Origin of the sequence: Stutzerimonas kunmingensis, from assembly GCF_900114065.1 — a bacterium.
Taxonomy (GTDB): Bacteria; Pseudomonadota; Gammaproteobacteria; order Pseudomonadales; family Pseudomonadaceae; genus Stutzerimonas; species Stutzerimonas kunmingensis.
This window is the reverse complement of the sequence record NZ_FORS01000005.1, coordinates 273,750-288,758: the sequence shown is the minus strand read 5'-3', so window position 1 is coordinate 288,758 and position 15,009 is coordinate 273,750. Positions and strand designations below refer to the sequence as shown.

Below are 15,009 nucleotides of genomic sequence, written 5' to 3'. Positions count from 1 at the left end.
TCAGCGACTCACAGCAACAGCTTGGTGATTGAGAATCTTGGGAGTCAAGAATATCAGCAACTCGGATTTTGAGTCTGCCACGACGTCCCTTCTAAACATACGCCCAAGATAAGGCAGATCACCCAGGAACGGAACTTTATCCACCGACCGGCTTTGCGTGTTGGAGAAAACCCCACCAATAACGACAGTCTCGCCGTCATTCACAAGGATTTTCGCGTTCACTTCATTCTTGCGGATGGTCGGAGTGCCGTTGACGTCGTTTGCAAAGTCCGGCTCGTCCTTGGTGACTTTCACCTCCATGATGATCCGGTTATCAGGGGTAATCTGGGGCGTCACCTCCAGCGAAAGCGCGGCCTCCACGAAGGTTGTGGAAGTAGCACCGCTTGAACTCGCCTCTTGATAAGGAATCTCCGACCCCTTGAGAATCTTTGCCGTTTCCTTATCAGCCGTCATGACCTTTGGCTGAGAAACCACTTCGCCATTACCCGACTTTTCCATCGCCGAAAGCTCGAGATCAAGAATCAGATTATCCGTGATATAGCCAATTCCGATTCCGGCAGTCCGATTCGCTACGCCGAGGTCAACGAACGGATAATTACCGTTGCCATCTTCGCCACTTTCACCAGCCTCATCGCCAAAATCGTCGCTGCCGTAAACAGCGCCCCGACCGTTAGCGAACAGCTGCGTCCCACCCCAACGTACGCCCAGCGCCTTGTCATAATCTACGTTCGCCTCGACGATTCGAGCCTCGATCATGACCTGTCGGACTGGAATATCCAGCTGCGCCACGATGCGCCGAAGTTCGTCCAAACGCTCCTGAGTCTGGTAGGCAATGATGTTGTTCGTACGGTCATCAACCGCGAGCGATCCACGCTCGTCTGCCTGCCCCTCGGAATTGGTCACCGACTGAAACAGCCGCGCAATATCGGCAGCCTTTGCGTAATTGACCTGAACGACCTCGCGACGAAGTGGAGCAAGCTCGGCGATCTGCCGCTGTGACTCAAGCTCCTGACGCTCACGGGCAGCAATTTCGTCGGCAGGCGCGACCAGTAGCACGTTACCAACCTGGCGCTTATCCAGACCTTTGGTTTTAAGCACCAGATCCAGAGCCTGGTCCCAAGGCACGTTTTGCAGACGCAGGGTTATGTTGCCAGCGACGGTATCGCTCGCCACCAAGTTCAGATCGGTGAAGTCAGCGATCAGCTGCAGTACAGAACGAACGTCGATATCCTGAAAGTTGAGCGAGAGTTTCTCGCCCGAATAAGCAAAACGCTCAGCCTTGCGCTTCTCGGCTTCATCCTCGGTCAGAGGCTTGATGCTGATGGTCAGTTTGTTGTCTGTCTGGTACGCCAGATAATCGTATCGACCGGTCGGCTCGATGGCGACACTAGCTCCACCAGCCTGAGCGGACGAATCGACAAATTTCACGGGCGTAGCGAAATCCTGAACATCAAGACGAACACGCAGCGCCTCTGGCAGTTGAGCCTTGTCGAAGAGGACACGAATCTTTCCGCCCTGCTCCTCAATGGTCGAGCCTACCGATGGGTCAGAGAGCGTAATAACGACGTTTCCGGCACCGTCTTCACCCCGACGGAAATCGATGTTCTCGATCGCCTTACCTACAGCCATCGACTTGGCAGGCGCAGCCACTGGAGCAACGGGCGCAGCTGAAACAGCTGGGGCACGTACAGCACCCGAACTTTCGCCCAATACCACAAAGAGATTGTTACCATCTACGCGAGTGGAGTAGGGCACCAGAGTATTGAGATTAACGATCAGTCGGGTACGGCCTTGGGCTTCAACGACGGTCACGCTCCGCGCATTGCCAACTCCTAGCTCGCGATTCTTCGCTCCGAGCTTATTGGATACGCCGGGCAGGTCGAGCGCGATCCGCGCAGGCTGATCGAGGGTATAACCACGTGGTGTAGCCACCGGTTCGTCGAACGCAAGCTTCAATTCAACACGGTCGCCAGGCAGCGCAGCGACATCGAGGGCGTTCAGGTTGGCCGCCAGCAGGGCTGGAGAAATAAACGCCGCCAGCAAAGAGATACCTAGGCGTGAAAGGGTAGTGTTCATAAATTGCTTCCGTTGTGCAGACCGGTAAAGGTTTTCCATGCTTTTGCCCCGCGCTAGGTGCGCTCTTTCAAGGTCAGACTGCGCGGGCGCTCGAGCCACCCACCCTCTCCATCAGGTACGATTTCCACTACATCCACTCCCGCATCGCTGATCTCGACGATACGGCCATGGTTGCGCCCCAAATAGTCACCAATCTTGACGCGATGAACCCCGTCGCCGCCCTTGATCAAGGCGTACCGCCCCCCACCATTGGCTAACGTGCCTACCATCGTGAAGTTCTCGATATTGAACCCCTCAAGAAACTGCTTAACTCGCGACTCATCGGGCTGGATATCTTTTGAGCCCTTTTGCCGCTGGGTTAAATCAAGCTTGACGGGGGGCTGAAACGGATGTCGCAGGGCGGCAGCGCTATAGGTAAAGGCTTCGTAGGGAATGAATGCCGGTAGCGGCTCAATTGTCCCTTTCGGCTTCGCCCTGACCTCATTCATATATTGCTGCAGATCACCGAAGTCGTTGCTGCTGCCGCAGCCAGTCAGCGCAACCAGACTTAAGCCCAACGCAGTAAGTCTTGCGCGATTCATTTCTGCAGCCCCTTGTCGTTATAACGATAAGTCTTAGCGACGATGTTCATACGCAATTTTGATGTAGCTTCGTTCTTTTCAGTCTTGATCTCGAAATCATGTAGCGTGACGATACGCGGAAGGCTTGCCACACCACTCACGAAAGTTGCCAGATCGTGATATTCCCCAACGACCTTAATATTTATAGGCAACTCGATATAAAACTGCTGAGCCACCTCTGGCTGCAACTTGATTTCCTCAAACTCCAGCCCACTACCGAGACCCGTTCGAGTGATGTCTTCCAGAAGCCCAGGGACCTCGGTATCGCTTGGCAGTTGCCGCAATAACGCACCAAACGACGTTTCCATCTCGGCCATTTGCGCTTTATAAGCTTCCAAATTGGCGGCCTGGAAGGCTTTGGTCGAGAACTGCTGCTTCAAGGTTTCTTCCTGAGCGCGCTGCTGTTCCAATTGCAGTTGCATATCCTGCAAATGAAAGTAATAACCTAGAGCAAGCACCGCTGCGAGAAGCATAACGCCAGCAATGAACTTGACCGGCGCAGGCCAAGAACCGAGGTTATTAAGATCGAGATCTGCGAAGTCTATCTTGCGAAAACTATCTAACGATTCAGCCAGACTCATGGCTTTGCTCCTTCCGTAGCGGCAACCGGCTGCGTTTGCTGAACCGTCAGCTGGAACACATTTTCCTGATCCACGGCACCGGCGGTGACGGCCTTCACCTCGTTCAGATTCGGCGCTTCGAGCCAATCAGAGGCATCAAGATTGCGCATAAGGTTGGAGACACGATTGTTCGACTCGGCGGCACCAATGATCGCAATGTTCTTTCCGGTCATTTTTACCGAAGTGAAATACACTCCATCCGGCAGAGTTCTTACAAGCTGATCAAAAACTCGCCCGATAATAGGTCGATTACCTTGCAAGTCCTGGATGATTTTCATCCGCTCCAGTAGTTGCTGACGACGCTCTTTCAATTCCTTGATTTCTTTAATACGAGCATCAAGAACCGCAATTTCCTTTTTGACAAACTCGTTGCGCGCACTCTGCTGCTCAATTGCAGCTTGGAAATAACGATCTCCAAGAAAGACCAGACCAGCCGCTATGACCAGCACACCGACCAGAGACGCCAGGAAACGCTGCTTTCGTTCTTCACGCAGCTGTTCACGCCACGGAAGTAAGTTGATTTGCGCCATTAGTCGAAGCTCCTCAGCGCCAGGCCACAAGCAATCATCAAGGCCGGCGCATCGCTAGCCAGCGCTCCAGCATTCACTTTGCTGCTCAAAGCCATATCGGCGAATGGATTCGCAACTAGAGTCTGAGTACCGATCTTCTGCTGAATCATGTGATCCAACCCAGGTATCGATGCCGTCCCGCCCGCTAACAGGATGCAGTCGACATCATGGAACTGTCCTGCCGCAAAGAAGAACTGCAACGAGCGAGAAACCTGCTGCACAACTGCCTCTTTGAACGGAAGCAAAACCTCACTGTCGTAGTCGTCTGGGAGGCCGCCTTGCTTTTTGGCTAGACCAGCTTCTTCTTGTGAAAGGCCGTAGCGTCGCTGAATTTCCTCCGTCAGCTGACGCCCGCCAAAAAGCTGTTCACGGGTATAAATAGTACGACCGTTATGCAGAACACTGAGGGTAGTCATGGTGGCACCGATATCCACCACGGCAACGGTCAGCTCTCCATGCGCCGCACCCAACTGTGGAGCGAGTAGCCCGTATGACCGCTCAAGCGCATAGGCTTCGACGTCAACCACCTTGGCAGTGAGCCCCGCCAGCGCAAGCGCTGCCTCACGAATTTCGACGTTTTCCTTGCGGCAAGCGGCGAGCAGGACTTCTGCTCGGCCAGCAGAGCGAGGAGCCGGCCCCTGGACTTCGAAGTCGATCGCCACTTCTTCCAGCGGATAGGGAATGTACTGGTCCGCCTCGATCTTCAGCTGATTCTCGAGCTCTTCGTCGGACAAACCAGCATCCATCTCGATGATCTTGGTGATAACCGCGGAACCTGAAACAGCCACTACCGCCGACTTGCATCCGGTCTTGGCCTTGGCAACCACCCGCTGCAATGCCTGGCCGACGCCCTCGAGCTCGGCGATGTTCTTTTCAACTACGGCGTTTGCCGGGAGCGGCTCGACAGCATACGCCTCGACGCGGTAGCGACTACCTGATCGACTTAATTCGAGGAGCTTGACTGAGGTCGAACTGATATCGATCCCAAGCAGCGTGTTCGCTTTCTTAGTGAAGAGCCCTAGCACGACCGATTTCCTATCTTTATCCGCAACTTACGGATTAATTATGTTTATCCACATTAGATAACAGCCTTGACAGAAGCGCAAATGGCTACCCGGCAAAAAAACCGCATATAATGTGAACGGTTTTCCCTTTCAGCATCGCCGCAGTCTTCCTCCCCCAAATCCTGGATTCCAAGAACCCTGATGCGTTTTTTGAAATTTTTTCTCTGGTCGTGCTTCGCAGTCTTTTGCGCACTCTTGCTGAGCATCAGCGGCGCATTTCTCTACCTCAGCCCCAACCTTCCCTCCGTCGATTCCCTGCGGAGCATACAGCTTCAAATTCCGCTGCGGGTTTATAGCGCGGATGACAAGCTGATCGCCGAGTTCGGGGAAATGCGACGCTCACCGATCCACTTCGAGGACATCCCTGAGGAATTCATCCACGCACTGCTGGCTGCCGAGGACGACAATTTCGCTAATCATTATGGCGTCGACATAACCGGCCTGATGCGCGCTGCCACGCAATTATTGAAAAGTGGGCAGATTCAGACCGGCGGCAGCACCATTACCATGCAGGTGGCGAAGAATTACTTCCTTACCAGTGAGCGGAGTTTCTCGCGCAAGATCAACGAGATACTGCTGGCATTGCAGATAGAGCGCGAGCTCAGCAAGAACGAAATCCTCGAGCTGTACGTCAACAAGATCTACCTTGGCAATCGTGCCTACGGAATCGAGGCGGCTTCTCAGGTGTATTACGGCAAGCCCATTTCGGAGCTTAGCGTCGCACAGCTGGCGATGATCGCCGGCCTGCCGAAGGCACCTTCCGCATTCAACCCATTGGTTAATCCGACCCGCAGCAAAGAACGACGCGACTGGATCCTGGGCCGCATGCACAGACTTGGCTCACTGGATGAAACTAGCTATCGGCAAGCACTCGCCGAACCTGAGACCGCTCGGTACCACGGCGCAGCCCCCGAGCTGGATGCCGCCTACATCGCGGAGATGGCGCGCGCCGAGATGGTGGGCCGCTTCGGCAGCGCCGCCTACACGGATGGCTTCCGGGTAAAGACCACGGTGTCCAGCGAGCGGCAGCTTGCTGCCAACCTCGCACTCGACAACGGACTGATTGAATACGACCAGCGGCACGGCTACCGCGGACCGGAAGCGCGCCTCGCAGAACTGCCGCGCGATAGCTGGCCCAGCGAGCTGGCCAAGTACCGAAGCCTTTCCGGGCTGCAGCCGGCCGTCGTGACGCAGGTAGAGACCAGCGGGATTCTGGTGCTGACGCGCGACGGAAACGAGCACGCAGTCGCTTGGGACAGCATGAAGTGGGCCCGTCCCTACCTCGGCATCAACAGCATGGGGCCAAGGCCACAGCGCCCAGCCGACGTGGTCAAGCTAGGCGACGTGGTCCGCATTCGCTGGCAGGATGATGAAACAGCCGTATTCAGCCAGGTGCCGCAGGCGCAGGCGGCACTGGTTTCACTCGACCCCCAGGATGGTTCGATCGAAGCGCTCGCAGGCGGTTTCTCGTTTGGCCAGAGCAACTACAACCGCGCCATCCAGGCCAAGCGCCAACCCGGGTCAAGCTTCAAACCGTTCATTTACAGCGCAGCGCTGGACGCGGGCTACACCGCCGCGAGCCTGGTCAACGATTCCCCCATCGTCTTTGTCGAACAGGGCATGGACCGCATCTGGCGCCCGAAGAACGACAACAATACGTTCCTCGGGCCGATCCGCATGCGCGAGGCGCTGTACAAATCGAGGAATCTGGTTTCGATTCGTCTGCTGCAGACAATGGGCATCGACCACACGGTCGATTACATCAGCCGCTTCGGTTTCAATCCGCAGGACCTGCCGCGCAACCTATCTCTGGCATTGGGTACCGCGACGCTTACACCTATGGAGATCGCCACCGGCTGGACGACCTTTGCAAACGGCGGGTACAAGATCGAGCCGTACCTGATCCAGCGCATAGAAGACCGTGAAGGCAAGCTGCTCTTCGAGGCCAACCCGGCACGCGTGCCATCGCGGAATACCGAGACCGAGGAAACAGAGGCCAAGGCTTACGCAGCGCCTGACACTAGAGACCTGAATGACGACGAGGCACTCGACGCCGAACCACGCCTTGCCGAGCAGGTACTCGATGAACGTACCGCCTACATCATGACCAGCATGCTGCAGGACGTTATCAAGCGCGGCACAGGGCGACGTGCGCTGGCCATGGGTCGCGGTGACATCGCAGGCAAAACCGGCACCACCAACGACTCCATCGACAGCTGGTTCTCTGGCTATAACGCCGACATCGTAACCACGGTATGGGCGGGCTTCGACCAGCCACAAAGCCTGGGGCGCAACGAGTATGGCGGCACGGTCGCTCTGCCGATCTGGATGAGCTACATGAGCGCAGTGCTAAAGGACATGCCCGAGCACCCGCCAGCGGAGCCGGACGGGCTGCTCAAGCTGCGCATCGATCCGGTCAGCGGTCGCTCTGCCACACCCAGCACGCCTGACGCCTATTTCGAGGTCTTCAAGAGCGAGGATTCGCCGCCCCCCATGGGTGAATTCGACTCTGGAACCCAGGCACCTGGAAGCCCTCTTCCGGCCGATGAAGCCGCCCCGCTGGATCTGTTCTGATCGACCGATTTTCGCCAGCCAACAAAAAACCCCGCCTTGGCGGGGTTTGTTTTTTCAGCGCGGTCAGCCGTTGAAAACGTCGTTAACCGACTGCAGCGGATAATGCGACGGATAAGGCAATGTCGCCACGCCACTTTCGATGGCTGCCTTGGCCACGGCATCAGACACCAACGTGATCAGACGCGGATCCATTGGCTTCGGAATGATGTATTCGCGGCCGAATTCCAGACTATCCACACCGTACGCAGCAGCCACTTCAGCCGGCACCGGCAACTTGGCGAGATCGCGCAGCGCAATGGCGGCCGCGATCTTCATCTCCTCGTTAATGCGCTTGGCACGAACATCCAGCGCGCCACGGAAGATGAACGGGAAGCCCAATACGTTGTTGACCTGGTTCGGGTAGTCCGAGCGGCCAGTTGCCATGATCACGTCCGAACGCGTCGCATGCGCCAGCTCCGGGCTGATCTCCGGATCAGGATTGGAGCAGGCGAAGACAACCGGATTGGCCGCCATGCGCTTGAGACCTTCCGGACTCAGCAGGTTGGCGCCTGACAGGCCGACGAAAACGTCGGCACCTTCGAGCGCATCGTCCAGAGTGCGCTTGTCGGTTTCATGGGCGAACACAGCCTTGTACTGGTTCAGATCGTCACGACCGGCGTGGATGACGCCCTTGCGATCGATCATGAAGATGTTCTCGATTTTCGCACCCATGCTGACCAGCAGCTTCATACACGAGGTTGCGGCAGCCCCAGCACCGAGGCAGACGATCTTGGCCTGCTCGAGAGTCTTGCCGGCGATTTCCAGCGCATTGAGCATGCCGGCAGCCGTCACGATGGCGGTGCCATGCTGGTCGTCATGGAAAACCGGAATATCGCACTGCTCGATCAGCGCCCGCTCGATCTCGAAGCACTCCGGCGCCTTGATATCTTCCAGATTGATGCCACCAAAGGTGATCGAGATGCGCTTGACGGTATCAATGAAGGCCTGCGGGCTTTCCGCATCGACTTCGATGTCGAATACGTCGACGCCAGCGAAACGCTTGAACAGCACGCCCTTGCCTTCCATCACCGGCTTGGAAGCCAGCGGGCCAAGGTTGCCCAAGCCGAGAATAGCGGTGCCGTCGGAGATAACAGCCACCAGGTTGCCTTTGCCAGTGTAGCGGTAAGCCAGTTCCGCATCGCGAGCGATCTCGCGCACAGGCTCAGCTACACCCGGGCTGTAGGCCAAGGAAAGATCACGAGCAGTGGCGGTGGGCTTGGTCAGCTCGACGCTCAATTTCCCTGGGCGGGGCTGGGCATGGTATTCGAGCGCGGCAGTTTTCAGGTCAGTCATGTGGCATTTCCGCTTATTTTACTGGGACAGACAGGCGGTCGAGCATACGCCAAGAACAAGCGCACTCACAAGCCAGCGGGCCGGCTGACTGTCAAGCCCAAGCCGCTACGACTTTCCGGGTAGATTCACGCGCCGTTACGAACAGCCGATCAGCGCGACAACTCCAGCATCGCCGGATGGGTGACGCGCAGCATCCAGCGGGCCTGCCCGGCCCCCACCCGTCCGCGGCGGTCGACCACCCAGCCCCTCAGCTCGAGTCGCTTCCCGGCAAGTACGGTCATTGTCCGGACATCGAATGCGTCAAGCGCCTGCGGCGGTATGTTCACCACCAGCGGACCATCCATTTCGAGCCAATAGCCGCCACGATTGCGCTCGACCCGCTCGACCCTACCTTCGAGCAGCGCGAAGCCACCACGCCTCAACGATTGCGGCGAGCCGGGCTTCAGCTCGCGCCAGACACCCAGACCGTTTTGCCGCGCCCGCTGCTCGGCCCGCTGCTGACAGGCCACCATCCGTGTATTCGGCGCCACCGCGACCATGAAGCCAAGGCCATCGGCAAGCAGCACGGCTTCGAGATTACGTCCCTGCGCGTCATAAGCATGGGCCAGCGTGCGCCCATAGCGATCGTGCCGCTCCTGGCCCAGGACCAGACCGACCCGCCCGTCACTGGCCTGCACCAATGCCTGCAGTCGGCGCCGTGCGGCCAGCGCGAAAGGCTCGGCCTTGCGCCCGTCACGCCCCAGCTCCGGCGTGTTGATGCCGATCAGCCGCACGCTGCGACCATCGACCAGACGCAGCGTATCGCCGTCAACGACTTGGGCCACTTCCAGCGTCGACAAGCGCCCCGGCGACGGGCAGAAGGCAAGCGCTTGAATTTGCCAGAAGACGGAAACGAAAAAGGCGCCCACCAGGGACGCCTTTTTCATGTGCTCGGAAAACCCCATTGGATTCCCGGTACGCCAGCTTACTTGGCGCCGAACACACCGAAACGCTGCTTGAAGCGATCGATACGGCCGCCGGTATCCAGCACCTTCTGCTTGCCGGTGTAGAACGGGTGGCACTCGGAGCACACGTCGAGGCTCAGGTTCTTGCCCAGCGTGGAGCGGGTCTTGATGACGTTGCCACAGCTGCAGGTGGCCTCGATTTCGACGTAATTAGGATGGATATCGGCTTTCATGGTGAATCCTCTAGGATTGTGTGCCGCCACCCGACCCTATGTCGAGTACCGCACGAAGTAGGGCGCGAATCATACCAGAGCGCTAGGGTGATGCAAGCGCGGGCGACAGACGCGCTGAGCCGCTGGCGCGCTCGCGACGACGCCGAATCGCGTCATCGTTTACCATCGCCGCACATCACCAAGGATCATCGAGTGTCTTCCAGCATCCTCCGCCTGGCGCTGCCCTCACCCCTGCGTCGCCTGTTCGATTACCTGCCGCCGGCTGGCGTGTCACCCGCCGCTCTTCAACCAGGCGTACGCCTGCGCGTGCCATTCGGTCGACGCGAAGTGGTCGGCATTCTGGTCGAGCTGAGCGACCACAGCGAAGTGCCGGCGGAGAAGCTCAAGCCGGCCCTGGAACTGCTGGATAGCAAACCACCCCTGCACGCCCCGCTATTCAAGCTTTGCCTGTGGACCGCGCAGTATTATCAGCACAGCCTTGGCGACACCCTCAGCTGGGCACTGCCGGTACTGCTGCGTCAGGGCGAACCCGCTGAAGCGCGACAAGAGCGCTACTGGCACGTAGCCGAAGGCGCGAGCCCTGACGATCCGCGATTGGTTCGTGCACCCAGGCAGCGCGAAGCGCTGAAAGCCATCGCCCAGCACGCTCACGGCTTGCCACATGCGCTGCTCAGCAAACTGCAGCTGAACAAGGACAGCCTCGACCTGCTGCTGGAAAAGGGCCTGGTGCGTATCGAATCCCGCCGCAGCAGACCGACGCGCGGGCACAGTGGCGGCTGGCTGCTACAGGCCGAACTTACCTTGAATACACAGCAACGCGCGGCCTTCGAGGCGGTGAGCGCGGGCCTCGGAGGATTTCAGGCGTTCCTGCTGGCGGGGGTGACCGGCAGCGGCAAGACCGAGGTCTACCTGCAACTGATTCATCGCGTACTGGAAGCCGGCAAGCAGGCGCTGGTGCTGATCCCCGAGATCAACCTGGGGCCACAGACGCTCGCCCGCTTCGAACAGCGCTTCAACGCCCGGATCGCGCTGCTGCACTCCAACGTCAACGATCGTGAGCGACTCGATGCCTGGCTCGCCGCCCGCGATGGCGAGGCGGACATCATCATCGGTACCCGTTCGGCCCTGTTCACGCCGATGAAGAATCCCGGCCTGATCATCATCGACGAGGAGCACGACGCCTCTTATAAACAGCAGGAAGGCTTACGCTACCACGCCCGCGATCTGGCCCTGCTGCGCGCGCGCCAGGAGAACCTGCCGATTGTGCTCGGTTCGGCCACGCCCTCGCTGGAAAGCCTGCACAACGCCCACAGCGGCCGCTACGCGCTGCTCAAGCTGACGCAACGGGCCGGCAATGCACAGTCGCCGCGCTTCCGGCGCCTGGATGTCAAGAGTCGCCCGCTGGACGCCGGCATATCCGGCCAGCTGCAACAGGCCATCGGCCAGACCCTCGGCGCCGGCCAGCAGGTTTTGGTCTACCTCAACCGACGTGGCTTCGCCCCCACCCTGCTCTGCCATGACTGCGGCTGGCTCAGCCAGTGCCCTCGCTGCGACGCACGGATGACCCTGCATCAACGTCACAACGAACTGCGCTGCCACCACTGCGGGCACGTCGAGCGACCGCCGCGCAACTGCCCGGACTGCGGCAAGGTGGATCTGCGCCCGGTTGGCGCCGGAACGGAACGCGCCGAGGAGCGCCTGGGCATCCTCTTCCCCGACTATCCGGTGCTGCGTATTGACCGCGACAGCACCTCGCGCAAGGGCGCGATGGAGCAGATGATCGGCACCATCAACCGCGGCGAACCCTGCCTGCTGGTCGGCACGCAGATGCTCGCCAAGGGGCACCATTTCCCCCGCGTCACGCTGGTGGCAATACTCGACGCAGACGGTGGACTGTTCTCCGCCGACTTCCGCGCCAGCGAACGCATGGCCCAACTCATCGTCCAGGTCGCCGGGCGCGCCGGGCGCGCAGAGGAGCCTGGCAAGGTCATCATCCAGACGCATCTGGCCGACCATCCGCTGCTGGTGCAGCTGACCGAACAGGGTTATTTCGCCTTCGCCGAGCAGGCCCTGTCCGAGCGCCGCGCGGCCGGCCTGCCGCCGTTCAGCCATCTGGCGCTGCTGCGCGCCGAGGCACAGAAGCCCGGCCAGGCCGAAGCTTTCCTCGACGACGCCTGCAGCCTCGCCGAACAGTTGCTCGACCAACTGCAGCTCAACGGCGTCGACCTGCTCGGACCGGTTCCCGCACCGATGGAACGGCGTGCCGGCCGCTACAGGGCGCAATTACTGCTTCAGGGCAACGCGCGGGCGACCCTGCACCGGCTGATGGACGCCTGGGTCCCGATGCTCGAACAACTGCCCGGCGGTCGCGCCGTGCGCTGGAGCCTGGATGTCGACCCGATCGATCTGTTCTGATCGCCTGATCGAAACCCGGACTTTTGCCGCCCTGCGCGCCACGCACCTTGAAGCGATACCCATAGCGACCCGATAATGCCGGGTTTTCGCGCACACTTGCGGACTGAGCCGACCATGAAAGACAGCATTCGCCACCTGATCCAGCAAGCCCTCGTCCGCCTGACCGCCGAAGGCGTCCTGCCTGAAGGGCTGACCCCCGCGATTCAGGTGGAAAACACCAGGGACAAGAGCCACGGCGATTTCGCCAGCAACATCGCCATGATGCTGGCCAAACCGGCCGGGCTGAAGCCGCGCGACCTGGCCGAGAAGCTGATCGCCGCGCTGCCGCAGGACGCGCAGATCAGCAAGGTGGAAATCGCCGGACCAGGCTTTCTGAACTTCTTCCAGAACAGCGACGCACTGGCCGAGCGCCTCGAAGCGGCCCTGGCCGATCCACAGCTGGCAGTGCGCAAGGCGTCGGCGCCCCAGCGCGTGGTGATCGACCTGTCATCGCCGAACCTGGCGAAAGAGATGCATGTTGGCCACCTGCGCTCGACCATTATTGGTGACGCTGTCGGTCGTGTGCTCGAGTACCTCGGCGACGAGGTGATCCGGCAGAACCACGTCGGCGACTGGGGCACCCAGTTCGGCATGCTGCTGGCTTACCTCGAGGAGAAACCGGCGGCGGCGGAAAGCGAGCTGTCCGACCTGGAGCAGTTCTATCGCGCAGCGAAACAGCGCTTCGACGAGTCCGCCGAGTTCGCCGACCGCGCCCGCGAACTGGTGGTAAAGCTTCAAGCCGGGGACGCACAATGCCTGAGCCTGTGGACGCGCTTCAACGATATTTCCCTGTCGCACTGCCAGAAGATCTACGACCGCCTCAACGTCAAGCTGACCCCGGCCGACGTCAAGGGTGAGAGCGCCTACAACGACGAGCTTGCAGATATCGTCGAAGCCCTGCGCAGTAAAGGTCTGCTCACCGAGGACAACGGCGCGCAGTGCGTCTTCCTCGACGAATTCAAGAACGCCGAAGGCAATCCGCTCCCGGTGATCGTGCAGAAGGCCGGCGGCGGCTACCTCTACGCCACCACCGACCTGGCAGCCATGCGTTACCGCAGCCAGGTCCTGCATGCCGATCGCGCGCTGTATTTCGTCGATCAGCGCCAGGCCCTGCATTTCCAGATGGCTTTCGAAGTGGCGCGTCGCGCCGGCTTCGTCCATGCCGGCATGCAGCTTGAGCACATGGGCTTCGGCACCATGAACGGCGCCGACGGCCGCCCGTTCAAGACCCGCGACGGCGGCACGGTAAAGCTGATCGATCTGCTCGACGAAGCCGAGCAGCGCGCCTATGCCTTGGTCAAGGGCAAGAATCCGGACCTCGATGAAGCCGAGCTGCGCCAGATCGCCCGCGCGGTGGGTATCAGCGCCGTCAAATATGCCGACCTTTCCAAACACCGCACCAGCGACTATCGCTTCAACTTCGAACTGATGCTGAGCTTCGAAGGCAACACCGCGCCCTACCTGCTCTATGCCTACACCCGCGTGGCCAGCGTGTTCCGCAAGCTGGGTCAAGGCATCGATGAGATCGCCGGGCAGATTCAGCTCGAGGCTGAGCAGGAACTGGCGCTCGCCGCCAAGCTCGCCCAGTTCGGCGAAGTACTGAATAGCGTCGGCGAAAAAGGTGAACCGCACTTGCTGTGCGCTTACCTGTACGATCTGGCCGGGCTGTTCTCCAGTTTCTACGAGCACTGCCCGATCCTCAGCGCCGAACAGCCAGAGCAGAAGCAGAGTCGACTGCGCCTCGCTGCCCTGACCGGCAAGACCCTCAAGCAGGGCCTGGAACTTCTCGGCCTGGAAACTCTGGAGCGCATGTAAGTGGCTGCAAGGAAGAAAGCCGCGCCCAAACGAGGCGCGAGCCGCTATCAGGCGCCCGCCAAACAGGCCGTACCAGGCTGGATCTGGCTGGTCTGTGGCCTGGTCATCGGCGGTTTCATCATGTTCCTGATGAGCCTCGAACCGGGTGGCGAGGAGGTCAAGCGCAACAAGGACGCACCCAAGACCGCGATCAAGGAGCAGCCCAAGCGCACGCCAGCCAGCGAGCAGGCGGCCAAGCCGAAATACGACTTCTATACGCTGCTGCCGGAGTCGGAAGTGATTCTGCCGCCGGAAGCCAAGCAGCCGGAACCGCCGGCCAAGCCGGTAACGCCGGAGGAAGCGGCGAAGATCGACGAAGCCCGCGCGCAGGCCGCACTCAATGGCCAGGTACCACCGCCGCCGCCCACAGTGGCCAAGGCACCAGTTACCCAGTTCTTTCTGCAGGCCGGCTCGTTCCGCCAGCAGGCGGAGGCTGATCGGGTACGCGCGCAGATCATCCTGCTTGGTCAGGACGTGCGCGTGGAAAGCGTCAAGGTGCGTGATGAGCCCTGGTATCGCGTACTGGTCGGACCCTTCGGCAGCCGCGAGCAACTGAATGCCGCACAAAAGACGCTGGCCGCCAGCGGCTACAAGAACCTGCTGTTGCAACAGCGGCAGGCGCGCTGAATGAAAAAACGCCGGGCTTTCGACCCGGCGTTTTTCATTCTG

12 protein-coding genes are annotated in these 15,009 nt (G+C 59.8%); 4 read left to right on the top strand and 8 right to left on the bottom strand.

Going from position 1 to position 15,009, the window contains the following annotated elements; all coding sequences use genetic code 11:
• Genes BM275_RS14760 through BM275_RS14740 form a run of 5 tightly spaced genes read right to left on the bottom strand, consistent with a single transcriptional unit; the run spans nt 1 to nt 4,910 of the window.
• Entirely contained in the window at nt 1-2,076 is a 2,076-nt protein-coding gene (locus BM275_RS14760) for a type IV pilus secretin PilQ (protein ID WP_042926346.1), read from the bottom strand.
• A 53-nt stretch (nt 2,077-2,129) separates the two neighbouring features.
• Nucleotides 2,130-2,657, bottom strand: coding sequence for a type 4a pilus biogenesis lipoprotein PilP (gene pilP / locus BM275_RS14755; protein WP_003301042.1), 528 nt, complete (start codon nt 2,655-2,657; stop codon nt 2,130-2,132).
• Nucleotides 2,654-3,277 (bottom strand): type 4a pilus biogenesis protein PilO, encoded by a 624-nt coding sequence (pilO, locus tag BM275_RS14750; protein WP_090522028.1) that lies wholly within the window; start codon nt 3,275-3,277, stop codon nt 2,654-2,656. Before pilO ends, pilP begins: the two co-directional genes overlap by 4 nt.
• On the bottom strand, nt 3,274-3,846 hold the full coding sequence (pilN, locus tag BM275_RS14745; RefSeq protein WP_014821721.1) for a type 4a pilus biogenesis protein PilN: 573 nt from the start codon (nt 3,844-3,846) through the stop codon (nt 3,274-3,276). Before pilN ends, pilO begins: the two co-directional genes overlap by 4 nt.
• Nucleotides 3,846-4,910: a pilus assembly protein PilM gene (locus BM275_RS14740; RefSeq protein ID WP_090522026.1), complete on the bottom strand. Its 1,065-nt coding sequence runs from the start codon at nt 4,908-4,910 to the stop codon at nt 3,846-3,848. The genes pilN and BM275_RS14740 overlap by 1 nt, the downstream gene beginning before the upstream one ends.
• 180 nt (nt 4,911-5,090) lie before the next feature.
• Between BM275_RS14740 and BM275_RS14735 the strand changes: the two genes are divergently transcribed.
• Nucleotides 5,091-7,523 carry a penicillin-binding protein 1A gene (locus BM275_RS14735; protein ID WP_090522024.1) on the top strand — a complete coding sequence of 811 codons (2,433 nt, stop codon included), beginning with the start codon at nt 5,091-5,093 and terminating at the stop codon, nt 7,521-7,523.
• A 63-nt stretch (nt 7,524-7,586) separates the two neighbouring features.
• On the opposite strand, the gene BM275_RS14730 is transcribed toward BM275_RS14735, so the two are convergent.
• From BM275_RS14730 to rpmE, 3 genes are all read right to left on the bottom strand, one after another.
• On the bottom strand, nt 7,587-8,855 hold the full coding sequence (locus BM275_RS14730) for a malic enzyme-like NAD(P)-binding protein (RefSeq protein WP_014821724.1): 1,269 nt from the start codon (nt 8,853-8,855) through the stop codon (nt 7,587-7,589).
• 149 nt (nt 8,856-9,004) lie between these two features.
• Complete coding sequence (locus BM275_RS14725) at nt 9,005-9,799, bottom strand: thermonuclease family protein (RefSeq protein ID WP_023446115.1); 795 nt, start codon at nt 9,797-9,799, stop codon at nt 9,005-9,007.
• 20 nt (nt 9,800-9,819) lie between these two features.
• Entirely contained in the window at nt 9,820-10,032 is a 213-nt protein-coding gene (rpmE, locus tag BM275_RS14720; RefSeq protein ID WP_014821726.1) for a 50S ribosomal protein L31, read from the bottom strand.
• 192 nt (nt 10,033-10,224) lie between these two features.
• Here rpmE and BM275_RS14715 point away from each other — a divergent pair, with 192 nt between their 5' ends.
• From BM275_RS14715 to BM275_RS14705, 3 genes are all read left to right on the top strand, one after another.
• On the top strand, nt 10,225-12,447 hold the full coding sequence (locus tag BM275_RS14715) for a primosomal protein N' (protein WP_090522079.1): 2,223 nt from the start codon (nt 10,225-10,227) through the stop codon (nt 12,445-12,447).
• A 114-nt stretch (nt 12,448-12,561) separates the two neighbouring features.
• Complete coding sequence (gene argS, locus BM275_RS14710) at nt 12,562-14,301, top strand: arginine--tRNA ligase (protein WP_090522022.1); 1,740 nt, start codon at nt 12,562-12,564, stop codon at nt 14,299-14,301.
• Nucleotides 14,302-14,967: an SPOR domain-containing protein gene (locus BM275_RS14705; RefSeq protein WP_090522020.1), complete on the top strand. Its 666-nt coding sequence runs from the start codon at nt 14,302-14,304 to the stop codon at nt 14,965-14,967.
• Nucleotides 14,968-15,009 lie beyond the last annotated feature (42 nt).

Bases quoted from the DNA above. Each gene is read 5' to 3' on its own strand.
- BM275_RS14760 (WP_042926346.1), bottom strand. From the start codon at position 2,076: ATGAACACTACCCTTTCACGCCTAGGTATCTCTTTGCTGGCGGCGTTT.
- pilP (WP_003301042.1), bottom strand. From the start codon at position 2,657: ATGAATCGCGCAAGACTTACTGCGTTGGGCTTAAGTCTGGTTGCGCTG.
- pilO (WP_090522028.1), bottom strand. From the start codon at position 3,277: ATGAGTCTGGCTGAATCGTTAGATAGTTTTCGCAAGATAGACTTCGCA.
- pilN (WP_014821721.1), bottom strand. From the start codon at position 3,846: ATGGCGCAAATCAACTTACTTCCGTGGCGTGAACAGCTGCGTGAAGAA.
- BM275_RS14735 (WP_090522024.1), top strand. From the start codon at position 5,091: ATGCGTTTTTTGAAATTTTTTCTCTGGTCGTGCTTCGCAGTCTTTTGC.
- BM275_RS14730 (WP_014821724.1), bottom strand. From the start codon at position 8,855: ATGACTGACCTGAAAACTGCCGCGCTCGAATACCATGCCCAGCCCCGC.
- BM275_RS14725 (WP_023446115.1), bottom strand. From the start codon at position 9,799: ATGGGGTTTTCCGAGCACATGAAAAAGGCGTCCCTGGTGGGCGCCTTT.
- rpmE (WP_014821726.1), bottom strand. From the start codon at position 10,032: ATGAAAGCCGATATCCATCCTAATTACGTCGAAATCGAGGCCACCTGC.
- argS (WP_090522022.1), top strand. From the start codon at position 12,562: ATGAAAGACAGCATTCGCCACCTGATCCAGCAAGCCCTCGTCCGCCTG.